The sequence below is a fragment of the Neorhizobium vignae genome, from assembly GCF_000732195.1.
Classification (GTDB): domain Bacteria; phylum Pseudomonadota; class Alphaproteobacteria; order Rhizobiales; family Rhizobiaceae; genus Neorhizobium; species Neorhizobium vignae.
Map to the genome: position 1 here is coordinate 1 of NZ_JNNU01000034.1, position 24,710 is coordinate 24,710.

The 24,710-nt window shown below is 59.6% G+C and carries 17 protein-coding genes and 3 pseudogenes; 12 read left to right on the forward strand and 8 right to left on the reverse strand.

The window, feature by feature from the left end; all coding sequences use genetic code 11:
- Window positions 1–313: 313 nt before the first annotated feature.
- On the forward strand, window positions 314–496 hold the full coding sequence (locus GQ59_RS28925) for a hypothetical protein (RefSeq protein WP_037088120.1): 183 nt from the start codon (window positions 314–316) through the stop codon (window positions 494–496).
- On the opposite strand, the pseudogene GQ59_RS33490 reads toward GQ59_RS28925, so the two are convergent.
- Together GQ59_RS33490 and GQ59_RS33495 are read right to left on the reverse strand one after the other, a co-directional pair.
- Window positions 481–1,610 (reverse strand): annotated as a pseudogene (locus GQ59_RS33490) (ATP-binding protein); the annotation flags it as partial. The gene GQ59_RS28925 and the pseudogene GQ59_RS33490 overlap by 16 nt on opposite strands.
- A 96-nt stretch (window positions 1,611–1,706) precedes the next feature.
- Window positions 1,707–3,092: pseudogene (locus tag GQ59_RS33495) on the reverse strand (GAF domain-containing protein); the annotation flags it as partial.
- 292 nt (window positions 3,093–3,384) lie between these two features.
- On the opposite strand from GQ59_RS33495, the pseudogene GQ59_RS28940 reads away from it, so the two are divergent.
- From GQ59_RS28940 to GQ59_RS33220, 9 genes and pseudogenes are all read left to right on the forward strand, one after another.
- Window positions 3,385–4,559, forward strand: a pseudogene (locus tag GQ59_RS28940) (zinc-dependent alcohol dehydrogenase).
- 15 nt (window positions 4,560–4,574) lie between these two features.
- A complete protein-coding gene (locus tag GQ59_RS28945; RefSeq protein WP_037088125.1) occupies window positions 4,575–5,159 on the forward strand; it encodes a hypothetical protein in 585 nt (194 codons plus the stop codon).
- A gap of 75 nt (window positions 5,160–5,234) precedes the next feature.
- Window positions 5,235–5,837, forward strand: coding sequence for an ion channel (locus GQ59_RS33210; RefSeq protein WP_244448085.1), 603 nt, complete (start codon window positions 5,235–5,237; stop codon window positions 5,835–5,837).
- Between the two features lie 8 nt (window positions 5,838–5,845).
- Window positions 5,846–6,319 (forward strand): hypothetical protein, encoded by a 474-nt coding sequence (locus tag GQ59_RS33215; protein WP_244448086.1) that lies wholly within the window; start codon window positions 5,846–5,848, stop codon window positions 6,317–6,319.
- 85 nt (window positions 6,320–6,404) lie between these two features.
- Window positions 6,405–8,993, forward strand: a complete 2,589-nt coding sequence (locus GQ59_RS28955; protein WP_051904260.1) for an AAA family ATPase — start codon at window positions 6,405–6,407, stop codon at window positions 8,991–8,993.
- Between the two features lie 889 nt (window positions 8,994–9,882).
- Window positions 9,883–11,391: an ATPase domain-containing protein gene (locus GQ59_RS28960; protein ID WP_037088126.1), complete on the forward strand. Its 1,509-nt coding sequence runs from the start codon at window positions 9,883–9,885 to the stop codon at window positions 11,389–11,391.
- Complete coding sequence (locus GQ59_RS28965) at window positions 11,339–13,438, forward strand: hybrid sensor histidine kinase/response regulator (protein ID WP_051904261.1); 2,100 nt, start codon at window positions 11,339–11,341, stop codon at window positions 13,436–13,438. Before GQ59_RS28960 ends, GQ59_RS28965 begins: the two co-directional genes overlap by 53 nt.
- 903 nt (window positions 13,439–14,341) lie before the next feature.
- Complete coding sequence (locus GQ59_RS31525) at window positions 14,342–14,761, forward strand: M20/M25/M40 family metallo-hydrolase (RefSeq protein WP_162183332.1); 420 nt, start codon at window positions 14,342–14,344, stop codon at window positions 14,759–14,761.
- A gap of 363 nt (window positions 14,762–15,124) precedes the next feature.
- Window positions 15,125–15,304, forward strand: a complete 180-nt coding sequence (locus tag GQ59_RS33220) for an alpha/beta fold hydrolase (protein WP_244448087.1) — start codon at window positions 15,125–15,127, stop codon at window positions 15,302–15,304.
- Between the two features lie 275 nt (window positions 15,305–15,579).
- On the opposite strand, the gene GQ59_RS28985 is transcribed toward GQ59_RS33220, so the two are convergent.
- The 3 genes from GQ59_RS28985 to GQ59_RS28995 all read right to left on the reverse strand — a co-directional run bounded on the left by GQ59_RS28985 (window position 15,580) and on the right by GQ59_RS28995 (window position 19,136).
- A complete protein-coding gene (locus GQ59_RS28985) occupies window positions 15,580–16,191 on the reverse strand; it encodes an RBBP9/YdeN family alpha/beta hydrolase (protein WP_037088130.1) in 612 nt (203 codons plus the stop codon).
- A 41-nt stretch (window positions 16,192–16,232) separates the two neighbouring features.
- Window positions 16,233–17,456, reverse strand: a complete 1,224-nt coding sequence (locus tag GQ59_RS28990; protein ID WP_037088132.1) for an acyl-CoA dehydrogenase family protein — start codon at window positions 17,454–17,456, stop codon at window positions 16,233–16,235.
- Between the two features lie 66 nt (window positions 17,457–17,522).
- A complete protein-coding gene (locus GQ59_RS28995; RefSeq protein ID WP_037088133.1) occupies window positions 17,523–19,136 on the reverse strand; it encodes an ABC transporter substrate-binding protein in 1,614 nt (537 codons plus the stop codon).
- A gap of 437 nt (window positions 19,137–19,573) precedes the next feature.
- Between GQ59_RS28995 and GQ59_RS29000 the strand changes: the two genes are divergently transcribed.
- The gene (locus GQ59_RS29000) at window positions 19,574–20,674 is read left to right on the forward strand and encodes an LLM class flavin-dependent oxidoreductase (RefSeq protein WP_037088134.1); all 1,101 of its coding nucleotides are present in this window, start codon (window positions 19,574–19,576) and stop codon (window positions 20,672–20,674) included.
- Window positions 20,671–21,624, forward strand: coding sequence for an amidohydrolase family protein (locus GQ59_RS29005; RefSeq protein WP_037088135.1), 954 nt, complete (start codon window positions 20,671–20,673; stop codon window positions 21,622–21,624). Before GQ59_RS29000 ends, GQ59_RS29005 begins: the two co-directional genes overlap by 4 nt.
- A 90-nt stretch (window positions 21,625–21,714) precedes the next feature.
- Here the strand turns inward: GQ59_RS29005 and GQ59_RS29010 are convergent, their stop codons facing one another.
- From GQ59_RS29010 to GQ59_RS29020, 3 genes are read right to left on the reverse strand one after another with little or no spacing between them, the layout of a single operon-like run.
- On the reverse strand, window positions 21,715–22,776 hold the full coding sequence (locus GQ59_RS29010) for an aldo/keto reductase (protein WP_037088136.1): 1,062 nt from the start codon (window positions 22,774–22,776) through the stop codon (window positions 21,715–21,717).
- Between the two features lie 13 nt (window positions 22,777–22,789).
- A complete protein-coding gene (locus GQ59_RS29015) occupies window positions 22,790–23,734 on the reverse strand; it encodes an ABC transporter ATP-binding protein (RefSeq protein ID WP_037088137.1) in 945 nt (314 codons plus the stop codon).
- Complete coding sequence (locus GQ59_RS29020; RefSeq protein ID WP_037088138.1) at window positions 23,712–24,710, reverse strand: ABC transporter ATP-binding protein; 999 nt, start codon at window positions 24,708–24,710, stop codon at window positions 23,712–23,714. The genes GQ59_RS29015 and GQ59_RS29020 overlap by 23 nt, the downstream gene beginning before the upstream one ends.

A 24,710-nucleotide genomic window follows, 5' to 3' on the forward strand; every position in this document is an offset into this window, starting at 1 on the left:
AGTGCAAGGATTGTCGAGATACCAGCTGGGTGTGCGAGGCTCTCCCAACGCAGCCATGGACAGGAACACACGGATGCGGATGTGGCGCCTCGGGCACACCTTGCCCCCAATGCTCCGCGCTCATCTGGAATAAGCCGCCGGATGTCTCAAAGCTGTCTGGGTCCGGCGCCTACGTCGCCGGCGAAGAAGGGAGTTGACTGCCGCGGTTCAGGTCGACGCGGTGACAAAGTGTTAAGCATAGGCCGCCGGGAGCTCTCTCCATCGGAACGACGGTGTTCGCCCCGCGTTGGTGCCCCGTAAATCGGAGGGGGCTATGGATCTTTTGTGTTTTTGGGGAGCCGCCTTGCTGCAGCTTTGGTTTGGTTTTCGCCTGATCCGCAACAATTTCCAGGGCGGGAAAAGATCCGATCCGCCGCTGGCTAGATCGACGAGCGGCTACCATCTGGAATCCCCACTCAAAAAAAGGGCCGGAGAACTGATTTATATCGGGATCTGAGCGATGCTCGACGCGAGCTCATCCTTGCGGAATGGCTTTGTCAGCCGTGGAAGGCTGGGGTTGACCCCCTCGCTTTCAGCATAACCGGATACCAGCAGAACCGGCACGTTGGGCCTGATGGCCCGAACCGCCAGGGCCAGCTCGGTACCGTTCATACCCGGCATGAGGTGGTCGGTCACAAGCAGGTCAAAGTGCTTGCCTCCGTGGACAAGGCGCATTGCGGCTTCGCCCGACGCTACCTCAATCACCGCATAGCCCAGATCGGCCAGCATGTCGGCTGTGCTCATCCTGACAAGGTCCTCGTCATCAACCAGCAATGCTGTCCCACTGACGGGCTGAACGGGGGGCACGTCGGTTGCTGCAACAGGCTCTGGCACGTCGGCGCTTTGTGGGAGCCATAGCTCGACATTTGTTCCGAGGCCGGGGCGGCTTTGAATGGTGATCGCACCGCCAAGCTGCAGGGCTAGCCCATGGACCATGGACAGACCAAGCCCCGTTCCCTTCCCAATACCTTTGGTCGAGAAGAACGGCTCCACGGCACGGGCGAGAATGGCCTCGTCCATGCCCCCACCCGTATCAGCCACCGAAAGGCGGATGTAATGCCCGGCCCGCAGGCCGGAACGATGACCGGCGTCAATCGCCTCCGGACCAGCTGAATACGCAGAGTGCCGCCGTCCGGCATGGCGTCTCGTGCATTCACGGCAAGATTGAGGATAGCCATTTCCAACTGGTTGGGATCGACCTTGGCGAGAGGCAGGTTTTTAGGCGTTTCGACCGAGACCCTGATCTGTGGTCCGGTCGTGCTCGAGACGAGCGCTCCCATGTCGGTGACGAGCTTTGCAATGTCGACGGGCACGAGCTGCAACGGCTGCCTTCGCGCGAAGGCAAGAAGCCGCTGGACAAGAACCCGCGCGCGCTCTGCAGATTGAACCGCACCCGCGATCATGCGCTGCTCCCGTTCGCCTCCGAGCCCCTTGCGCTGCAGCATGTCGAGGCTGCCGACGATTGGCGTCAGCAGGTTGTTGAAGTCGTGCGCAACGCCGCCGGTGAGCTGCCCCATCGCCTCCATCTTCTGGCTTTGACGGAGTGCATCCTGGATTTCTTCTCGTTCCGCAAGTGCTGCGGCGATCCGAGCCTCAAGGGTGGCGTTCAGCTCGCGCAATTCTTCCTCCGCTTGCCTGCGAGCTGTGATTTCGATCGCGGTACCGGCGACACGCAAGCAACGTCCGCTCGGGTCGAACACGCCACGGCCTTTGGCTGCCACCCACCGGACTACGGCGTCCTCTTTGCCGATAGTGCGGTATTCGACGTCGTAGAGCGCGCGTTTGTCGGGATCGGTTGCCGCCGCGAAAGCTGCGGCGGTCGCTTCGCGGTCGGCGAAATGCAGGCCGTCATAGAAGTCCTGCATCGTGACCGGTGTGTCTGTGGAAATGCCAAACATTGCCTTGGTACGTGGGGGCCAGATCAACGTGTTGTTGACAACGTCGAGGTCCCAAAAGCCAACATCGGCATTATCGACCACGAGACGCAGTCGCTCCTCACTCTCGCGCAGTCGTGCCTCGGCCCCAACCCGCTCCACATGTGCCCAGCAGCGCTCGGCCACCTCCTTCACAAGCGTAATTTCTTCAGACGCCCAGATGCGCGGACGGTCTTGATGAACGGCCATCATTGCGGTGAGCTTACCCTCCTTGATCAAGGGGCAGCAGATGATTGCGTCGATGCCTATCGACTGGAACATCTCTCGTCCCGCCCCCGGCGCGAGTTCACCAGCGACGTCGCACACAACAAGCGCGCGGCCAGCTCGTAAATCTGTCGCGGCCCGCGGTCCGAACAGATCGAGACTATAAGCGCCTGCTGAGGTTACCATTCCCGGCGCGTTATAGTCGTTGCGTATCCAGAAACGGTCGCTATCGCCGTGGACATCGGCATAGGCGCAGCGCGATGCGCCGAGTTTTCGACCTAACATCTCTGTCGCGACTGTCATCACGTCGGATGCAGCGGCGGCGCCGAAAAGCCGCTCTTCAAGCTCCCGGAAGAAGAACAGGCGCTCCGTACTTTCTCGCAGCGCAATTTCAGTGGCCCGCAGCCTTTCGATGATCGCCTGCTGGTCCTGAGCGGTTTGATCGCGTGCTTCGGCTTGGCCGCGCATGTGCATCAGCTCGGTGACGTCCTCAACGCGATGAATGATGAACTCGACCGCGCCTTCATCATCGAACACCGGAGTGTTAACAGGCGTCCACCAACGTTCGACGAACTGCCCGTTCGCGTCCCTTAAAGCGTATCGTTGTACCTTCATGACGTCAGCCGATTTGGTCCTGACCACCCGTTCGAGGGACGCGGTCAAATTGCGGACACCATCGGCTTCAGGGTCGTTGGGATCGTCAGGAAAAACATCGAACAGCGGTTTACCAATCTGGTCTTCGAGCGCAGTGCCGGTGACCCGAAGGCGCGCCTCATTCGCAGCAATGATTTCCCAATTTGGCGGCGCAATGACCAGCAGTGGAGTGGGGGATGCATCGAACAGCGCACGAAATGGAACGTCGTGTTTGTCGGGCACCTGTCCAACCATTTCTTCAACCTTCTCATGGCGATGCATCGGCGCAATATATCGTCAGCTAGTCGCGAGTGAAGCTTTTTCTAATCAAGGCGCCGATTAAGGGCCGGTCTCGGAGCTGTAAGTATAAAGGATCGCGTCCTGTCGTTCCGTCACGATCGCAACCTCCTAAAGCGAACAGCGTCGCGTTAATTCCTAAATAAAATCCTGCCGAGGGAACTTCGGCCGCTTGAGTTGGTTCGATCAAAGACGTGATCGGGCCGACAGTTCAACCCCTGCGCGTTTCAGATACCGACTCATCGGCTAGCCTTTCAGAACACTACAGGAGAAACCCATGCGCGCTTTAGTCTGGCACGGCAAGGAAGACATCCGGTGCGAAACGGTGTCGGACCCCGAAATCGAGCATCCACGCGATGCCATCATCAAGGTGACGAGCTGTGCGATCTGCGGTTCGGACCTACACCTTTTCCATAATTTCATTCCAGCGATGAAGCCAGGCGACATCATGGGGCACGAGATGATGGGGGAAGTGGTCGAGACGGGCTCCGAAATCAACGGCGCGCTCAAGAAGGGCGACCGCATCGTCGTACCGTTCACCATCACTTGCGGGGAATGCGACCAGTGTAAACGCGGCAACTTTTCGGTTTGCGAGCGATCGAACCGAAAGAAGGACTTGGGTGATAAAGCATTCGGTCACACCACGGCCGGCCTGTTCGGCTACACCCATCTCACCGGCGGCTATCCCGGGGACAGGCAGAGTATCTGCGCGTGCCTTTCGCCGATAAGACGCATATCAAGGTTCCAGACAGTTTGACGGATGAGCAGGTGCTTTTCCTGGGCGATATATTCCCGACCGGTTGGCAGGCCGCGGCCCAGTGCGATATCGAGCCTACCGATACGGTGGTGGTGTGGGGATGCGGCCCCGTTGGCCAGATGACGATCCGTAGTGCCGTGCTTCTCGGAGCCAAGCAGGTGGTCGCCATCGACTGCATTGCCGAGCGACTTTCCATGGCTGAGACTAGCGGCGCGATCACCATCAACTTCAAGGATGAAAGCGTCGTTGAGCGATTGAACGAGCTCACCGGCGGCAAGGGACCGGAAAAGTGCATCGATGCCGTGGGACTTGAAAGCCATGTATCGATAAGCCAGCCTGACACGCTGTTGGACCGCGCCAAGCAGATGGTCATGCTGGAAAGCGATCGTCCGCATGTTTTGCGCGAGATGATCTATGTCTGTCGTCCCGCCGGCATCATCTCGATCCCGGGCGTCTACAGCGGTCTGATCGACAAGTTGCCGATGGGCATGGCGATGAACAAGGGTCTGTCGTTCCGAATGGGCCAGACCCATGTGAAGCGGTGGACCGACGATCTTCTGCGGCGCATCGAGGAAGGGCAGATCGACCCGAGTTTCGTGATCACCCATACCGTTGGGCTCGAAGAGGGTCCGGAAATGTACAAGGTATTCCGAGATAAGCAGGACAGCTGCATCAAGGTTGTTTTGAAACCGTAACCGAGGGCTGAAACAATGTCTTTTCTCATTGAATTGACCCGTTCGGAGGGTGATCCGAAAGTCCTGCAATCCGGGCCGAGCTCGCTCAGTTCATCCGACCGGTTGGCGCGCAATCTAGGCTGGTTCAGCATTGGCCTTGGCCTTGCCGAACTGTTTGCCGCCGCAAAGATCACCAGCGCGCTCGGCATGCAAGGCAAGGAAAACCTGGTGCGTGCTTACGGGGTGCGCGAGATCGCATCCGGTTTCTTGACACTGTCGATGGACAAGCAGGCGGGGCTTGCAAGTCGTCTGGCGGGTGACGCGCTGGATATTGCGACCCTGGCCACCGCCATTCGTCCCGATAACCGCAAACGCGGCAACGCAGCGCTGGCTCTGGTGATGGTCGCTGGCGTCACTCTTCTCGACATCATCGCCGCGGGCGCGACCACCGTCCGCCACACCCGCCGCCCAGGCCAGGCCCGCAGCTACGGTGACCGCAGCGGCTTTCCCAAGGGGATCGAGGCTGCGCGCGATGCCGCTCGCAAGCATCTCGCGGATCTGCGATCGACACCGAACATAACGAGCAGCACTACCAAAAAGCCGACCAGCACTGATGATTGATGAGCCGTCGTGCCGGGAGAGATGTCTCTTGTCACGACCCCACATCCTGCTCCGGAAACATGAGAGACAGCGACCATGACTGTCGAACAAATTGCCGGGGCCGGGCTGATGGTGCTCTTCCTGGCCGACATTTTCCTTACCGTTTTATACGCTCGCGCCGGCACGGGATTGTTTGCGCCGCGCTGGAACCGGATTGTCTGGGGCTTGGTCAAAATCCTGGCTGGACTGTTCGGCCGCCGCCGATCCGCAGCGTTATCCTTTGCCGGACCCGCGATCGTCATTGCACTGATCGCATTCTGGGCGCTCGGACTGACAATAGGCGCGGCGCTGATCATCCGCCCCGCCCTCGGCACCGCGATCCAGTCGAGCAGCGGCGACACGTCGAGCGACTTCGTCACCGCTCTTTTGGTGGCCGGCAATAGTCTCTCGATCGTCGGAGGTGGCGACTATTCTCCCCATACCTCTGCCACGCGCATTCTCTTCCTCGTCAATTCGCTGATCGGCGCATCGGTGCTGTCGCTGGTGCTGAGCTATCTGGTCCAGGTCTACTCCGCTCTGCGTGAACGCAACACTCTGGCGCTCACCGTCGATCTGATAACCGGCGGCACGGGCGACGCGGCCGAAATGCTTGCAGGCTCGGCCCCGAGGGCGACTTCAGCAACGCCACCAGCGAGCTGAGTAATCTTGTGCGTTCGCTCGCGTTGACGAAGGAGGCGCACCATTTCTATCCGCTGCTGTTCTACTTTCGCTTTATAGAACCGCTTTATTCGGTGTCACAAATGACATTTGTCTTGCTGGACCTCACGACGCTGATCGACACCACGCTCGATCGACAGCAGCATGGCGTATTTGCACGCTCGGCTCCCGTCGGGTCCCTGCATAGCTGTGCCCGCCTTTTGCTCGCAACACTGGGTCAAAATTTCCCGACAGTCGATGAGAAACAAACCCACTTGCGGACTGCAGGTTTTGAAGCGAGCTATGCCGCGGCTTTGGCGGTGTTACGCAATGCCGGCATCGAGACGAAACCAGATGCCGAGCGGTATGCCGATCAACGCAGCCAATGGGAACCGCTCGTCCGCCGCGTGGGGCCGGCGGTGGGATATGGCATGGACGAGATCGACTGCCGCCGCCCACTGGAGCAAGCCGCTTCCTTCGAGTGAGGGAACGCTGCAATCATTCGGATGCGCCGTTGATCGCAGCACCCTCGGAACTATCTCCCTCCGACGCGCAACGGCAGGAAATCCGATGACGAGACGACCTATCGATGAGGCAGTGCCTCCGAAACATAAGCTCGAAGGCGTCGTTCGCGTCCGAGGTGCACGGGAACATAATCTCAAGAACGTCGATGTCGACATTCCGCGGGACGCGCTTGTCGTCTTCACAGGCGTCTCCGGATCCGGAAAATCCTCGCTGGCATTCAGCACCCTCTATGCCGAGGCCCAGCGCCGCTACCTGGAATCCGTGTCTCCCTATGCTCGCCGCCTCTTCACACAGATGCGCGTACCTGACGTAGACCAGATCGAAGGCCTCCCACCCGCCGTCGCCCTGCAGCAGCAACGTGGCTCGCCGACGGCGCGCTCCTCGGTTGGAAGCGTGACGACGATCTCGAACCTCCTTCGGATGCTCTATTCCCGGACGGGCAACTACCCGCCGGGTCAACCGCACCTTGACGCAGAATCGTTTTCTCCAAACACTCCGGAGGGCGCTTGCCCGCAATGTCATGGCCTCGGTCGCGTCCACGAGGTGACCGAGGCCTCCATGGTGCCGAACCCCTCGCTGACCATTCGCGAGCGCGCGGTGGCGGCATGGCCGTTGGCATGGGGCGGGCAGAATCTGAGGGATATTCTCATCACGCTCGGAATCGACGTCGACAGGCCGTGGCGGGAGCTTCCGGAGAAGACCCGCCAATGGATCCTGTTCACGGACGAGCAGCCCGTCGTTCCGGTCTATCCGGGTCTCACGCACGATCAGGTGAAGCGTGCCATGGCACGGAAGGACGAGCCCTCTTACATGGGGACGTTTTCGAGCGCCCGACGGCATGTCACGCATAGCTTCGCAACGACGCAGAGTGCCATGATGAAGAAGCGGGCCGCTCGCTACATGATTAGCAGCGCCTGCCCGCTGTGCGAGGGCAAGCGGCTGCGCAAGGAGTCGCTCTCGGTGACGTTCGAAGGCCTCGACTATGCCGAGATCAGCAGGCTGCCGATGGCGCGGTTCTCCGACATCTTCGCGCCTTACGCGGATGCCGATGCCGGCAAGCTTACGACCATGCGGAAAGAGCATCCGGAAAAAGCCATGGTCGTCCAGCGGATCGCAGCAGACCTCTGCCGACGGATGGATGTCCTTCTCGATCTCGGCCTCGGCTACCTCACGCTTGAGCGGAGCACGCCGACCCTGTCTCCAGGCGAACTCCAGCGGCTTCGCCTGGCGACCCAGGTCGTCTCGAACCTCTTCGGCGTCGTCTATGTCATGGATGAGCCCTCTGCAGGCTTGCACCCGGCCGATACCGAAGCGCTGTTGCGGGCGCTCGACGGGCTGAAGGCGGTCGGAAATTCGCTGTTCGTCGTGGAGCACGAGCTCGACGTCGTCCGCCACGCGGACTGGATCGTCGACGTGGGCCCGGCAGCCGGCGAGCTGGGCGGTGAAATCCTTTATAGCGGCCCACCGGAAGGCCTGCGGAAGGTCGAGCAATCCGAGACTGCCAGGCACCTGTTTGCAGAAGCTCAAAAGTCCTGCGGGACCCATAGAGAACCAGATGGATGGCTTCGTCTGTCCGGTATCACCCGAAATAACCTCCGTGACGTCGACTGCGCGTTTCCGCTCAGGGTCATGACGACGGTGACTGGAATCTCCGGGTCAGGCAAGTCGAGCCTGGTCAGCCAGGCGCTCGTCAAGCTTGTCGGTGAAGCGCTTGGCGCTCCGGTTCGCGCGGAAAACGATGCGGAAGACGACGCCGGCCTGGAGGTAGAGCCGGGCTCGCCGACGCAGGGCAAGATCGAAGGTGGGTTAGACAGCATCCGACGCCTCATCGAGGTCGACCAGAAGCCGATCGGCCGGACGCCCCGCTCCAACCTCGCGACGTACACCGGCCTCTTCGATCATGTTCGCTCGCTGTTTGCCGCCACTCCAGAGGCAAAGAAGCGCCGCTACGACGCCGGGCGGTTCTCCTTCAATGTCGCCAAGGGCCGCTGCCCCCGGTGCGAAGGCGAAGGCTTTGTCATGGTCGAGCTGCTCTTCCTGCCGAGCGTCTATGCCCCCTGCCCGACTTGCCATGGCACCCGCTACAACCCGCAGACCTTGGAGATCAGATACCGAGGCAAGGACATCTCGCAAGTGCTCGGGCTGACCGTCGCGGACGCATGGGACTTCTTTGACGACGCCCCGAGTGTTCGCTCGTCATTGAAAGTCCTGCGCGAGGTAGGCTTGAGCTACTTGCGGCTCGGTCAGCCCGCGACCGAGTTTTCCGGAGGTGAAGCGCAGCGCATTAAGCTGGCGACGGAGCTGCAGCGCGCCCAGAAGGGTGGCGCGCTCTATGTGCTGGATGAGCCCACAACAGGCTTGCATCCGTCAGATGTCGAACGGCTGATCGCACAGCTCAATGCGTTGGTCGAGACCGGCAACACGGTGATTGTCGTCGATCACGACATGGCACTCGCTGCGGCGAGTGACTGGGTCATCGACATCGGCCCAGGTGCGGGAGATGAAGGTGGCAGGATAGTCGCAAGCGGAACGCCGGAGCACGTTGCCCTGGCAAAAAACAGCAGGACAGCGCCCTATCTCAAGCGAATTTCTCCTTCCGACCGGCGAACCGACCAATCGAACGCTGGGCGTTAGGATGGCAACGCTTCACGCATAGTACGCACTTAACGAGGTATTTATGACTGCTTGTCGGCAAGGATCGACAGCTTGTGTATCTGCGGTCGCTTAGCGAACAGTTCCCCTTCCTCTGCCATCAAGGCCGCAGCGACTTGGCCGTTTAAGTGCCGTTCTTGTGAGCTGCCAGAAGCGTCTCGCCAAGCTTGAGATGGTCGAGCGCCACCGTTTCAAAAACATCCGCCTAAAAAGCCGCTAACGCAAAGCTAACGACTGTCGCGGCCACTTCTGTAAACACGTAGGCAAGAACGCCGCCCGGTCACACCGGGCGGCTTGATCTGTAGTCTTGTGCGCTTGGACCAGATTGCAGCTCCCAAGGGAGGTCACATTCGTCGCTGACGCGCCATAGGCCTCCCCAGGCAAAGATGGCCTCGTCGGGTAAGCTGAACCAGATCCACGTTATCTGACCTTTTTCGCCTTCAGCCTCGGCGAACGTGGTTACAGGAATCAAGCACCGCCACTGCGGCTTCGAGCGAGACCCACCCACATGCCCTTCTTCAACTCGGCTCGCCGTGTCATTGATCGCTCTCATGATCGGCCGGGACAGACCATCTACGACTGGCGACATTATCTGGCGGTCGTGATGACACTCCTCTTACTCTGCTGTCGCACCTATCGTTTGAATGGCAGTTTCGTTCCATGAAATCGTTGAACATCTGTGATCCAAAGATTTCCGCCAAAGTAAAGATCGAAAAAGCTCCGTGCGCCCCTTGCAACGTCTCGGATATCCTTCAGAAAGACCTCTGATCAATACTGGCATAGGCCCACAACAAGGTTCCGATGAATCTGATGGCACAGCGTCTTGCGAAGGTCGCTCAGCACTCTACATTTCCACGAAACAGGAGATTTAATGGACAACGTTCTGACTAAAAAAGCCGAAACGGGCATCCCCGGTCTGGACGACGTACTGGCCGGTGGCTTCACCCGACGCCACGTCTTTCTGCTTGAGGGGTCACCCGGGACCGGCAAGACAACCGTTGCCCTCCAATTTCTGATTGAGGGCGCGAGGCTCGACGAACGGTGTCTTTACATCAGCCTTTCGGAGACGGATGAAGAACTTCGGGATGCGGCAGCATCACACGACCTGGAAATCAGTGACAACATTGAAATTTTCGAATTGGTGCCACCTGAAAGTCTTCTGGATGCCGACCAGCAGCAAAGCCTGCTCTATTCTTCCGATCTCGAACTTGGCGAAACGACAAAGCTAATCTTTGAGGCGTTCGAGCGCGTGAAGCCACAGAGGGTTGTGATCGATAGTCTTTCCGAGATTCGGTTGCTCGCTCAAAGCTCCCTCCGATACCGTCGGCAAATTCTGGCTTTGAAGCATTACTTTTCCCGCTCGAACGCGACCGTCCTCCTTCTTGACGACATGACCGCGGATAGCCTTGATAAGACTGTTCATAGCGTGGTGCACGGCGTGATTTATCTGGAGCAGCTTGCCCCAGACTACGGCCCGGAGCGCAGACGGCTGCGCATCATCAAGTATCGTGGCCAGGCTTTTCGCGGCGGATATCATGATTATATCGTCCAAAAAGGCGGCATAGCCGTCTTTCCACGCCTACGAGCCATCGAACATAAAACGGATTTCGAGCGTACAACTTTATCAAGCGGCATCGAGGAGTTCGATGACCTTCTTGGTGGCGGGATCGAGCGTGGGTCGAGCACGCTTCTGATTGGTCCGGCCGGAACCGGGAAAAGCCTGTTTGTGTTGCAGTTCGTCGTCGCAGCGGTCAAGCGCGGAGAGAGGGCAGCCGTTTTCCTCTTCGATGAAGAGCTGGGCCTTCTGTTTTCCAGGACGAAGGCCATGGGCCTAGATCTTGAGAAAATGCGCGACGATGGTTTGATGCATATCGAACAGCTTGACGCCGCTGAATTGTCGCCGGGCGAGTTCGCTCAGCGTGTGAGAGATCGGGTTACCAGCTTCGATGCAAAAACCGTCGTCATCGACAGCATCAACGGTTATCAGGCATCCATGCCTGAAGAAAACGCCCTCATTCTGCATATGCATGAGTTGCTGCAATACCTGAACCGACAAGGCGCGAACACTTATCTGACCGTCGCCCAGCACGGTCTTGTCGGGGACATGAAGTCGCCCGTCGATGTGACCTATCTTGCCGACAGCGTTATCCTTTTGCGGTATTTCGAAGCAATAGGGCAAGTTCGGCGAGCCGTTTCAGTCATCAAAAAGAGAACCGGCAGGCATGAGTACACCATCCGAGAATATCGGATTTCCCGAAATGGCCTTACGCTCGGCGAACCGCTGACCGGATTCCAAGGCGTCCTGCGGGGCGTTCCCACTTTTGTAGGTGAGAAGCAGTCGGTCCTGGAAAGCTCAGACAAGGACAGCAGCGATTCCTAATAGAGATGCATACGGGCTTGTCTACGCTCCATCGGGACGCGATGCGCAGATCGCTTTGTCCCTGTTGGAAGAAGCAGGCACAAAAGCGAAAGCTGTCGCCGATCTGACGTCGCTCATTTCCAACCTTGGTGACGACGTTTCGTTTGTCGTCGTCACCGAGGAGGCACTGCGATCTGCAAATTTGCGTGCCATCTCTGACTGGATCGAAAAGCAACCTAGCTGGTCTGATTTACCGTTCATCGTCCTCACATCCCGTGGGGGCGGTCCGGAACGCAATCCAGCGGCAGCCCGATTGTCGGAAGTGTTGGGCAACGTGAGCTTTGTCGAACGGCCATTTCACACAACGACCTTTATCAGCGTTGCCCGTTCTGCTCTCAGGGGGCGACGGCGGCAATACGAAGCACGACTGAGAATGGAAGCCCTTAATGAGGGCGAGCGGCGTCTCCAGACGGCCCTTGAAGCGGGCCGTCTTGGCGCGTGGGAATTCGACCTTGCCAGCAGCGTGCTTACGACCTCGACGACGTGCAAAGCAATTTTCGGTCGCGCCGCCGCGGAGCCGTTCACCTATACTGATTTGCTGTCAGCCATCCACCCAGATGATCAAGAGCGAATGCAGGCGGCGGTCCACGCGACTATCGAAACGGGCTCTGATTATTCCATCGAATACCGAACTATCTGGCGCGATGGGTCGATCCACTGGGCCGAAATACGCGCCCAGCTCTATAAAGACAGTAGGGGAACAGCTGTTAAACTAGTGGGCGTCTCCGCCGACATTACCGCGCGAATGCAAGCTGAGGAAGACCAGCGTCGTCTCAACGATGTCTTGGAACAGCGGGTCACGGAGCGAACTCGCGAGCTTCAGGAGGCGCATGCCAACGTGATGGTAGAGGTCAGCCAGCGTGAACGTGCTGAAGAACAGCTGCGGCAATCGCAGAAAATGGAAGCAATAGGCCAGCTGACAGGTGGTGTGGCACACGACTTTAACAATCTCCTGATGGCCGTGATGGGCAACCTCGAAATGCTGGAGAGGCATGTTGGCGACGACAGCCGGGCGAAACGCTTAATTGACGGAGCGTTAGAGGGAGCTAGGCGCGGTGCGTCGCTGACTCAGCGACTGCTCGCGTTTTCAAGGCGACAGGACCTCAAGATTGAACCAGTAGCACTCCCTGGGCTTGTTCGAGGCATGGAGGATATGCTCCGCCGCTCTGTGGGCTCTGCGATTCAGATCGAAACGGAACTGCCCGAAGGCCTTCCCGCCGTATCAGCGGATGCAAACCAGGTGGAACTTGCTCTCCTCAATCTCGCGGTCAATGCGCGAGACGCGATGCCGGACGGTGGAACGATCAAAATTCAGTTGAAACAATCCGGCGCTGCGGTGGAGAGCGAGCACCTCACCGCTGGATCGTACGTCGTCCTGTCTGTCGCCGATCAAGGCCATGGAATGGACGAGGAGACGCTGAAGAAAGCCATCGAGCCGTTCTATTCGACCAAGGAGTTAGGAAAGGGAACAGGTCTCGGACTTTCCATGATCCATGGTTTGGCTTTGCAACTGAAGGGTCGCCTGAAACTGAATAGTATAGTAGGGATCGGCACAACTGCTGAACTATGGATACCAGTATCGCCGATGACCGCTGTGAAAGCTTCACCTGAGCGCAAGCCCGACACCCATCTCGATGGTGCAACCGGACCCAAACGCATTTTGCTGGTTGACGACGACATCCTGATAGCGATGAGTTCAGTCGATATGCTGATGGACCTTGGCCACGATGTCGTTGAGGCGCATTCTGGTGAAGAAGCCCTCGAATGTCTCCGTAACGGCCCGACTGTTGACCTAATGATCACGGACTATTCTATGCCCGGCATGAACGGTGGTGATCTGGTGAAGGCGGCTCGTGCCATATCACCGACGCTGCCCGTTCTGATCGCATCGGGATATGCAGAACTTCCACCTGGCTTGGACCTTAATGTTGCCCGGCTTGGAAAGCCTTACACGCAAAGTCAGCTCGCCAGCGAAATTGCAAAAGTGCTGAACGCTGCCACTGATTGAAGAAAGTTTCTGTCCAGGGGCCGATAGTCGGACGGAATCCGCTCGATCAGTCGAGAAGCAAAATTCTGGGGTCGCTCAGCCGAACAGCGTCAAGTTTGCTGGAGGCTCGGAACTACGGCCAGCGTGCCTGTCGGCAGCGAACCGGATGGTGCCCAGCAATTCCAAATCTTAAGAGGCTTGGAGATCACGCCAAGTGTTCCCGGGACTCCTTTGCGCACGCTTTCCGGGTGCCGGTCGTGAACACGACTGTTGCGCCACGTTGAGCAAGGTCCGCGCCGATCTGTGGCCCGGTTTGGCCGTCCACCAAAGATGTTCACCCGTCTGCCATCAGAACCGCTTCAGATCGCTGTCGCGCGATACCGTCTACCTCGGCGCGTTGTCGTTTACCAAGCGAGCGCGATCTTGGAGGCTGACTTATCGAGACAACGTTGGGGATCGTGGAGCTTCGACAATTTGTGTGAAGTTTCAATAAGCCCTCGTTGTATTTCGAGGATGTCGCTGGCTGCCTTCACCTGGTCGGAAATCCGCTTCAGGGCTTCGCCCGCTTCGCCGACGAGGCGCACGCCGTTCTGCACCTAGCCGGACGAGCGCGAGATCTGGTCCTTGATTCCTTTGCCGCCGCGGCGAAACGTTCGATGCGAACGGCTTGCATAATTGGCCGGGAATGGAAGTCGGAACCTTCGCGGTTAAGGCCGGCCCGATGATGGCATCGGGCGATAGCTTTGAGATAGAGGTGTCGTCCAAGGGCATGCACGCAGCGCAACCACACAAGGGCGCTGATGTTGTTCTGACGGCCGGCCATATCCTCGTCGCGCTTCACCAAATTGCCGCGCGAACACTGATCCACTCGACGCTCTTGTCGTTAGCGCGACGCAGATCCATGGTGGGGAGGCTTACAAGGTCTTGCCGAACACAGTCACCATTCCAGGCACGGTGAGAGCTTTCTCTCCCCGAGCACGCGCGGCAGCGCAACCGGCGCTTCGCCGCGTCGTCGAAGGTGTAGCGTTGTCGACAGGCGCTCACTGCAAGGTGTCTTACGCTCAGCAATATCCGACGCTGGTTAATTCTGAGCCGGCGGCGCGGTCGGCGGAAGCTGCAGCATTATCGGTATTCACTAAGGTCGAGACAAACCCGCCGCAGACGATGATTGTCGAGGATTTCGCCTTCATGCTTGAAGACCGGCCCGGATGTTACGGGTGGATCGGAAATGGCCCGGATGATAATGGCCAGATCCTTCACAGCGCGTGGTTTGATTTCAAAGACGAGGCCCTGCCTTTTGGGGCTTCTTATTTCGCCGCAGTCGTTGAACAGCAACTGCAATAATAACCCGCGCGCGCCCTCTCCTAAGCGTCCTCAAAGCTGCCCCAAGCCGCCGCCATAACAGGCGCTCGGAGAGAAATGCGTCTCTGAGCAGTTCCTGATGCGAGGATCTTCATGCGAACAGTCAAAACAGACTCTCTCGAAATTGCTTATTTTGAATACGGCTCGCCCGACTGGTGGCCTGTGGTGCTGAGCCATGGATTCCCGTAGGACATCCACGCCTATGATGAGGTGGCCCCTCGCCTAGCGGAAACGGGAGCCCGGGTGATCGTCCCGTACCTGCGCAGCTTTGGTCCAACGCGCTTCCGGTCCAGCTCCACGATGCGCAGCGGTCAGTAAGCCGCTCTCGGCAAGGATGTCATCGACTTGCTCGACGCTCTCGGTATCGAGAAGGCCATTCTCGCCGGCTATGACTGGGGCGGCCTTGCTTCATGCGTTGCATCGGCACTGTGGCCCGATCGAGTGGCCGGCCTGGTCTCCTATGCGGGCTACGACGTTATCGACGTGAAGCGGTTCGGCCACGCCTACCAGCCCAGCCTTGAATAGGCCGTTTGGTACCAACAGCTGTTTCAGCACGAGCGCGGCCGCGAGTGCTTGGCACCGGCAGTCGCCACATTTCTGCAACCCTATGGAAACGTTTGACAATCTCTCCTACGATTGCCAATCAGCTGTTACCTTCACTTGCGGCCATGTGAGGGTGGAAGTTCAATGGTTGGCCGGGCACGGGAGTTTCCGCTGATGTCACGCCTCCGCCACGGGATCTGGTCCCCCCGACCAGGGACATGGCGGCCGATCACATCATAACCGACTTCACCGTTCGCTTATACCCTTTGGCGTGTGGCCGCGCGCCCAACGGAGTTGGCAGAACCGCGAAGCATCTGAACCGGTTTGACATTTCTCCCGCTTCGGACCAGTCGATCAAAAAGGATGTAGCCCTCATCCCAGCGCCCAAAGCCGCTTGCCACATTGATATGCCCGGCAAAACCGATAGTCGTCAACTCGCTGCCCCAGGCGCGGACGTGTCGCTCCAGGTCGGGAACGCTCATATAAGGATCGTTAAGGCTTCCAACCACAATGCTCGGAAACGGGAGGCGAACCAACTGCTGCTCGCCGAACTCGATCATGCAAGGGTGAAGCCGCAGCGTCACTTCCAGCGAGCATGGCGCGACGAGCAATGCACCGCGGATCTTGCCGGCAATGCTGCGCTCGGCATAGCTTGCAGCCAGGAGGCACCCGAGGCTGTGCGCAACCAGATAGGCGCCTTCCACCTCCGAGAGCGCCCTGTCCAGTTCCGCCTGCCAGTCTTCGATCACTGGACAGTTCCAATCCTCCTGCTCGACAATCAACGCATCGGAACGCTCTCTTGCCCAATGACGCTGCCAGTGTCCTTGCGGCGATCCGTTGAGACCTGGCAATATCAGGGTCGGGAACATGCAGACCTCCAGGACTTATCGAAATCGGGCAGAAATAGACATCAAAACACCCGTCCTTCCCTGAGATGTGTCGTCGTTCCGTTGAGGAGATAATCGCCGACCACCCTTGACTTATGTAGCAACGGGTTGTGGTTGAGGACGGTGCGGATATTGCGCCAGTGACGGTCGAAATTGTTGTTGCGGGAGGTCGCCGAGCCGCCGCCGAGCTCGAACATGCGTTCGGCGCTGCGGGGGCCGAGCTGGCCGAGCACGAGCTGCGCGCGTGCCGTTGCCAGCGCGCTTGCAACCAGAGCTTCCTCGATCGCTGCTTCGTCGCCTTTGCCGAAGGCCGCCACGGTCCGATCGAGAGCCACGGCGGCGGCGCCGACAGCCGTATCGATCGCGAAGGAGTTGGCGGCGATCTCACCGATCACCTGCTGCACGAACGGATCCTGGTTTGCCGTTTCCGCCATGCTATGTGCCGCCGAACGCGCCTGCCGGCGCACATAGGCAAGCCCGTCGGTCAGCACGTTGCGAACCGCTCCAGCCGCACTTGCCGCCAGATGCAATTGACGCAGCGTCGAACAATGCCGGCCGACAAGATTGTCGAGGCCCCGCGTCGCGAACTCATGCGGGAATACCTCGACATTTTCCAGAAGAACACCACCGCTCGCCGTCAGGCGCTGGCCCATGCCGTCCCAGTCGTCGAGAATCTTGATGCCTTTGCGATCGACGGGCAGCAGAATACCGACCGTCTGCCCCTCTTCATCCAAAGCGCTGAACGACGCAAAATCTGCAAAAGCTGTGCCGGTGGCATACCATTTGCGGCCGTTGAGTAGATAAGTCTCGCCGTGGCGCACGATCGTCGTCATCACCTGCCCCGGCCGGGCGGTGCCCTGCTCCGTATGGGCGCCGCCGAACAGTTTTCCGGCGAGAATCAGCTCGACTGCACCGGCATCCCGCTCCCGCGGTTCGCTTAGAATGACGTTCTCGACATAGTTGAAATGCGAACGCAGAGCGTGCGCCACGTTGGAATCCGCTGCACCGATTGCCGCTATCATTTCAATATAATCGGCCACCGAACCGCCCGGTCCGCCGAGTGCCACCGGGATGCGCAAGGTGCCGAGACCCAGTTCGCGAAACAGCCGAAAGGCTTCGAAAGGCAATTCGCGATCGAGATCCCGCTGTGCGGCGCCCTTGGTGATTTCCGCCGTAAAACCAGGGATGCGGGCAAGGAGGTCCTCGCGTGTCGGACCTCGGTTGGTCTGCAGTTTGGCGATGCTCAAGCGACTGTCTCCGTCAATGCAAAAACGACAGTGGCCGGTACGAAGCCCGGCCGCCTTGATGATCGCTCACCCCTCGAAATAGATATCGGCACCGTTACTCCATAGGTCTTCGACACCGATCTTGAGGTTCTTCACCCGCTTGTCGTAGACCGTGATCACCGAAGGAGTGACGATATCGAGCGTCGGAAGATCCTGCACGACGAGTTTCTGGAAATCGTGGAAGAGTTGCAGCCGCTTCTTCGGATCGACCTCGACGGCGGCCGTCTCAAGCAGGCGGTCAACCTCGGGATTGAAGTATTTCGAGCCGTTGGTGAAGGGCACCCCCGGCTTGAAATTCTTCGACCAGTAGAGCCGCTGGACACCGACCGTCGGATCGTAAAGGTTGCTCATGCCTTCGATGGCGATGTCGAAATCGCGATCGGTGAAGATCCGCTTCACGAAGGTCGCGAAGTCCTGGCTGCGAAGCTCGACCTTGATGCCGACCTTGCCAAGCGCCTGAGCGAAATATTCAGCCGTCTGCTTGGGAGGACCAGATGGCTGGGTCGGATCGATGAAGAGCTTGAAGCGGAACCCGTCAGTGCCGCGCTTGTAACCGGCTTCATCCAGAAGCTGGTTCGCCTTTGCCGGGTTGAACTCGTATTTCGGCAGGTCGGGGTTGTAGAACTTTGCCAGATCCGGGCTCACTGGGCCATCGAGCCGGGTCGCGTAACCGAGATAGACGGCGTTGACGATGAAATCCTTGTCCACCGCATGGGCAATCGCGTGACGCACCTTGATGTCGGCAAGATATTTGTTCTCGAGGTTGAACTCGGCGCGCGCGATGCTCGGCGAATAGGCGGCCGGCGTGGTGTCGACGACGAGGTTCGGATTGGCCTTCAGGCGGTCGATATCCGTCAGCGGCAGGTTGGCCACGGAGACCTGTACCTCGCCGGTCTCGATCGCTGCCACCGCAGCGGCCGGGTCGATAATGAAGCGGAAGATGATCTGATCGAGATAAGGCTTCGGCGAACCCCAATAATTTTCATTTCGCTCGAAGATCGCATGGCTGCCGCGAACCCATTCGACGAACTTGTATGGTCCGGTACCCACCGGCGCGACATTATGCGGGTTCTCTGCGATCTTCGTGCCTTCATAGAGATGCTTCGGCACGATCGGCGCCTCGAAGCTTGCGAAGGCACTCAGAAGATAAGGCGCAGGCTTGGACAGCAGAAGCTCGACTTCGTGCGAGTTGAGCACGTTGGCCTTCTGGACATAAGCGAATGTGGCCCGGCCGCGCGGATGGTTTTCCTTCAGCGCGAGAATGGAGAAGGCCACGTCTTCAGCCGTGAAGTCCTTGCCGTCATGCCATTTCACGCCCTGACGCAGCTTGAACCAGTAGCGCAGGCCATCGTTGCTGACTTTCCATTCCGTTGCCAGAAGCGGCTGCGGGTTGAAATTGCGGTCATAGGTCAAAAGGCTCTCGGTCGCCTTGCCGCTGATATAATAGGCGGCACCGGCGCTGTGGGCGATCAGCACCAGAACCGGCGGCTCTGTGCCGATATTGATCGAAACGCTGCCGCCGCGCGGTGTCTCGTCCTGTGCCCGGGACACATGCGGTAAGGCGGCAGCGGCCGCCACTGCGACAGTGGAAAGCAGGAAGGCGCGGCGGGTCGGCCTGAGTGCCCGAGCGTTGATCGTCATGAGATATCCCCCCAAAAGCAGCCGTTCGGCGAAACAGAACGGCTTGGTTTTCGTCCGGCACCCGATCGCGGGTGATTGCCTTAACAATATAAAAATCTACTAACTTTATCGAGATACTCGATTTCCAAACTTATGGGTCTGCTTGAAAAATGCGATCGATTTTTCCGGATCTTCGGAGAATTTTTCGCGTGAGCCTGGCGAAAGGTGGGCAGTGCCGCAAATTTATCCCCTGGAATGGGATTTCGTAACTGCTGGCACCTGACATCATCCTCACGAACGAATTCCCACAAATTGCTCGTTCGGCGGAAATCCATCCCAAGATTGGTCGACAAAACGCAATCGACAAACTCTATCAACGAAATAGACTAAAGAGAGTCAGCTGCGATGTGAATGCCGCCGCCTGGACACCAATTTTGATCGCTTTCAGGAGCTTATTGATGCAACCCGAATTCATCGGCCACACGTCCAACCGCGAAGGGTCCGATATCGTGCCCGCCACCGGGCCGGTCATCGACAAGGCCTATATCCGCCGGCACGTCCAGGCTGCCGAAGCGGCCGGCATAGACCGGCTGCTGATCGGCCAGTTCGCCCAATGGCCGGACAACAACCAGATCGCATCCTATGTTTTCAGCCAGACGGAGCGCATCGGCGCGCTCGTTGCGCATCGCCCCGGCCTGATGGCACCGACGCTCGGCGCGCGTCAGCTCGCCACGCTCGACCAGTTTTCCGAGGGGCGCGTCTGGGTGCATATCATCACTGGCGGTTCGGATGCGGACCAGGCGCGCGACGGAGATTTTGAGGATCACGATACCCGCTATGCCCGTACCGACGAATACCTGACCGTACTCAGGAAAGTTTGGGAGAGCGACCAGCCCTTCGATCACGAGGGCCGCTTCTACAAATTCAAAGGCGCCTTCAGTCAGGTGAAGCCATTCCAGAAGCCGCGCATCCCGATCTCCTTCGGCGGTTCGTCCGACGCGGCGATAGCGGTCGCCGGCAAGCATGCGGATATCTATGCGCTCTGGGGCGAACCGCTGGATGGCACCCGCGAAACGATCGCCAAGGTGCGCGCCGCAGCGGTTGCCAATGGACGCTCGGCGCATGACATCCGTTTCACGCTCGCCTTCCGCACCGTAGTTGCCGAGACCGAGGATGCGGCCTGGGAAAAGGCCGCCGATATCCTTCTGAAGGTGAAATCACAGGTGGCGCGCGTGGCCGGCGGCAATGGTGAAAAGCTGCCGTCGAATGTCGGTTCGGTGCGCCTGCGTGACGCCGCCAAACGCGGCAAGGTGCTCGACAAGCGGCTGTGGACGGAAGTGGCCGAAGCAAGCGGCGCCGGAGGCAATTCCACCGCCCTGGTCGGCACCCCGGAACAGGTGGCCGAAGCTATCCTCGACTATTACGACGCCGGCGTCTCGAACTTCCTCGTGCGCGGCTTCTACCCGACCGAGGACACCGTCACCTACGGACGGGACGTCGTGCCGCTGGTCAAGGCGAAAATTGCCGAACGCGAAGCCAGAAAGGTAGCCGCAGAATGATCGCGCCGCTCGATATCGTCGATATTCACACGCATCTCTGGCCGCCGGCCTGGGGACCGGGCGGCAAGTATGCCAAGCCCGCCAGCGGTTTTGCACCGGAAATCTATCGCAAGATCACCACACCGCAGGCGCTCGTGGATGAGTTCGAAGCTGCAGGCGTTTCTCTCGCTGTCGTCACGGCGACGATCGAAAGCCTGTTTGGTGCCGAAGGGCCTGTCGATCCTGCCGCCGTGCGCGAAGCCAATGACTGGCTTGCCACCCTTTCCCGCTACGATCCGTCATTGATCGGCTTTGCCGTGGCAGACCCCTTCAGCGGCGAGATCGGAGCGCGCGAGGCCGAACGGGCAATCGGCGAACTCGGTCTATCCGGCCTGGTGATCGATTCCGCACGCGACGGCAAATTCCTTGCCGATCCATCCGTTCGTCCGACGCTGGAAGTCGCCGCACGTTACAGGGTACCCGTTTTCGTCCATCCCGTGGCCCATCCGAACTCACAGGTCCTGATCGCGGGCGCCGGCATGCTCGGTAATTCACTCGGCCGCGGGTTGATGAACGGCGTCGCCTTCCTGTCGGTCATCCAGTCGGCACTGCTCGATGACCTGCCGGACCTTCATCTGACCTTTGCCACGCTCGGTCTCGGCGGCATCGTTCAGGCCGCGCGAGGCGGGATCTATGGTCGTGAGGAAAGAGCCGCCGGCAGGCGGCCGAACATCTATTTCGATACGATGGGCCATGACCCTGCGATCATTCGGACGCTGACCGGTTTCTTTGGCGCCGAGCGCGTTCTGGCCGGCACCGACTGGCCGATCCTCGCCGCCCTCGACAAGACAAGCCTCGCCGCGAGCCTTGCCGAAGCCGGCCTTTCGGAGGCTGAAGCCCGGCTGGTCGCCGGCGGCAATGCGAGGCGGTTGCTCGGCCTGCGGGACGTGCAGGCCCAGGCCGCGGAATAAACCGTCATGCCATGAAAAAAGCCCCGGACCAAAAATCCAGGGCTTCTTCTTTTGGTCGGATGCCGGGCTTCGCGGCCGGGCTAAAATCGATCAGGCGACCCGTTGCGGACGAGCGAGCGGAATGACTTCACCGGATGCTGCGACCGAGCGCGGCACGCGGCCTTCAACCGGGTGACCCGGATCGGTAAAGCCCGGCGTCGACGGATGGCCGGTTGCGACCAGCTGGTCGACAAGCGCTTCGTCTTCTGCATCGAGCTTCACGTTGAGTGCCCGGATATAGCCATCCCAATGCTCTTCGGTGCGCGGACCTGCAATGGCTGAGGTGATGAGCTTGTTGTTCAGCACCCAGGCCAGCGCAAAGTCGGCGGGCGAAATGCCCTTGGCCTGCGCATGCGCGGCAATCTGCTTGGCGATGGCGATCGATTCCTCGCGGAACTCGACATCGTGCATGCGCTTGTCGCCCCGGCCTGCACGGGTATCGGCGGCCGGTGTCTCGCCGACATTGTACTTGCCGGTGAGTACGCCGCGGGCCAGCGGGCTGTAGGACACGACGCCGAGTCCGTAGGCCGCTGCGGCCGGGAGCTGCTCCGCCTCTGCCGTGCGGTTCACGATATTATAGAGCGGCTGGCTGGCAATCGGGCGGTCAATGCCAAGCTGATCGGCAAGATGCGCAACCTCGGCGATGCGCCAGCCACGGAAGTTCGAAACGCCGAAATAGCGCAGCTTGCCGGCCTTGATAAGATCGGCGATCGCCCGAACCGCTTCGTCGATAGGAGCATCGAAGACGGCACGGTGGAAGTAGAGGATGTCGATATAATCGGTATTGAGGTTTCGCAGCGAATTCTCGACCGTCTGGTAGACCCATTTGCGGGAATAGCCGCCGAGGTTCGGTCCCTTGGTGTGGGAGTTGACGAACTTGGTCGCCACCACCCAGCTGTCGCGATTCTTCTTGATGCCGCGGCCGACTACCTGTTCCGACTTGCCGTCGTGATAGACGTCGGCGGTATCGATGAAATTGATACCCTGTTCGTGCGCCTTGTCGATGATGCGGAAAGCCACGTCGTCCGGTGTCTGATTGCCGAACATCATGGCTCCCAGCGTCAACGGCGACACTTTCAGGGCACTGCGCCCCAGATAACGATACTCAACCATATGAAACTCCCTTTCAGTTGATGTGATCTGAGAAATGGCAAGCGACCTGATGGCCGGGTGCGATGGCGCGGAATTCGGGTTCTTCGGCGCGACACTGGTCGGTCGCGAGCGGGCAGCGGGTGTGAAACCCGCAGCCGGATGGAACGTCGCTGGGGCTCGGCAGATCACCGCCGAGAGGGGCCGCCTGACGCGGCCGTGCCGGATCGGGCACCGCCTCCATCAGCGCCCGCGTATAGGGATGCCGCGGATCGGACCAGAGCGTCGCATTGTCGGCACTCTCGACGATCCGCCCGAGATACATGACCATAACCCGGTCAGCGAAATAGCGCACCACCGAAAGGTCGTGGCTGATGAAGAGATAGGAAAGGCCGAATTCCTTCTTCATCTCGACGAGCAGATTGAGGATTTGCGCCTGTATGGAAAGGTCGAGCGCCGAGACCGGTTCGTCGCAGACGATCAGTTCAGGATTGAGGAGCAGCGCCCGGGCGATGCCGATACGCTGGCGCTGTCCGCCCGAAAATTCGTGGGGGTACCGGCTGACGGATTCCGGCGGCAACCCGACCTTGGCGACGATATCGGCGATGATCTGTCGCCGTTCAGCACGGTCACCGAGCTTGTGAACGACGAGCGGAGCCTCGAGGATTTCGCCGATCGTCTGGCGCGGATTGAGCGATGCGAACGGGTCCTGGAAAATCATCTGAATCGACTTGCGAACGCCGCGAAGGCTTCGCTGGTCGAGCACGGTGATATCCTCGCCCTTGAATTCGATCCGGCCCGCCGTGGGGTCGACCAGCCGCAGCACCGTCTTGCCGAGCGTCGACTTGCCGCAGCCGCTCTCGCCCACAAGCCCGACCGTCTCGCCGCGCTCGACGACGAGATCGATACCATCGACCGCGCGCAACAAGCCGTCGCGGCTCTTGTAATGGGTCTTGAGATCAGTGACTGAGAGCAGCGGCATGGGGCACGGCCTTGGAAGATGTCGTGAAGGGGCAGGCAACCAGCCGATCTGCGGCCGGGACGATGAGTTGAGGCACATGATGACCGCAGCTCGCGCGCGCCTGATTGCAGCGTGGCCGGAAGGGACAGCCCGTCTCGCCGACGGCCGAGACGATCGAACCCGGGATTTCGGTCAGCGCGCCGTCACGGTAGTGGAAATCGTGTTTCAGGCGTGGCGATGCGGCCAGCAGGCCGCGCGTATAAGGATGCAGCGGATCGTTGAAGAGATCGTCCGGCAATGCCTGCTCGACCTTGCGGCCGGCATACATGACGACAACCTTGTCGGCCCACTGCGCCACGACGCCGAGATCGTGGGTGATCAGCACGACCGCCATCTGCAGCTCCCGCCGCAGCGTGTCGAGCAGGTCGAGCACCTGCGCCTGGATGGTCACGTCGAGCGCCGTGGTCGGCTCGTCGGCGATCAGCAGTTTCGGTTTGCAGGCAACGGCGATCGCGATCATGACGCGCTGGCGCATGCCGCCGGAAAGCTGGTGCGGATAATCGTCCACCCGTTTTTCCGGTGCGGGAATGCGAACGAGCTTCAGAAGCTCGATCGCCCGTTCGCGCGCGGCTTTGCTCGAAAGCTTTTCATGGACCTTCAGCACTTCGGCGATCTGGCGGCCGATGGTCATGACCGGATTGAGACTGGTCATCGGCTCCTGGAAGATCATGGCGATATCCCGCCCGCGCAATTGCCGCATCCCCCGTGCATTGAGCTTGGTGAGGTCCTGCTCGCCGAAAGCTATACGGCCATTGGGGATTTGTGCGGCGCGCGGCAAAAGCTGCATCAACGCCAGCGCGGTCAGTGACTTGCCGGAACCGGATTCGCCGACGATCGCCAATGTCTCGCCCTGGTTGATTTCGAAGGAGAGATTGCGGACGGGTTCTGCGCGTGGAAAGCGGATGGTCAGGTTATCGACTTGAAGCAGCGCGGCCAT

What these genes read in the sequence shown, in the direction of transcription:
- GQ59_RS28925 (WP_037088120.1), top strand. Translation starts at nt 314, where the DNA reads ATGGATCTTTTGTGTTTTTGGGGAGCCGCCTTGCTGCAGCTTTGGTTT.
- GQ59_RS28995 (WP_037088133.1), bottom strand. Translation starts at nt 19,136, where the DNA reads ATGACGATCAACGCTCGGGCACTCAGGCCGACCCGCCGCGCCTTCCTG.
- GQ59_RS28985 (WP_037088130.1), bottom strand. Translation starts at nt 16,191, where the DNA reads ATGTTCCCGACCCTGATATTGCCAGGTCTCAACGGATCGCCGCAAGGA.
- GQ59_RS29010 (WP_037088136.1), bottom strand. Translation starts at nt 22,776, where the DNA reads ATGGTTGAGTATCGTTATCTGGGGCGCAGTGCCCTGAAAGTGTCGCCG.
- GQ59_RS33210 (WP_244448085.1), top strand. Translation starts at nt 5,235, where the DNA reads ATGACTGTCGAACAAATTGCCGGGGCCGGGCTGATGGTGCTCTTCCTG.
- GQ59_RS28960 (WP_037088126.1), top strand. Translation starts at nt 9,883, where the DNA reads ATGGACAACGTTCTGACTAAAAAAGCCGAAACGGGCATCCCCGGTCTG.
- GQ59_RS29015 (WP_037088137.1), bottom strand. Translation starts at nt 23,734, where the DNA reads ATGCCGCTGCTCTCAGTCACTGATCTCAAGACCCATTACAAGAGCCGC.
- GQ59_RS28955 (WP_051904260.1), top strand. Translation starts at nt 6,405, where the DNA reads ATGACGAGACGACCTATCGATGAGGCAGTGCCTCCGAAACATAAGCTC.
- GQ59_RS28945 (WP_037088125.1), top strand. Translation starts at nt 4,575, where the DNA reads ATGTCTTTTCTCATTGAATTGACCCGTTCGGAGGGTGATCCGAAAGTC.
- GQ59_RS29000 (WP_037088134.1), top strand. Translation starts at nt 19,574, where the DNA reads ATGCAACCCGAATTCATCGGCCACACGTCCAACCGCGAAGGGTCCGAT.
- GQ59_RS29005 (WP_037088135.1), top strand. Translation starts at nt 20,671, where the DNA reads ATGATCGCGCCGCTCGATATCGTCGATATTCACACGCATCTCTGGCCG.
- GQ59_RS29020 (WP_037088138.1), bottom strand. Translation starts at nt 24,710, where the DNA reads ATGGCCGCGCTGCTTCAAGTCGATAACCTGACCATCCGCTTTCCACGC.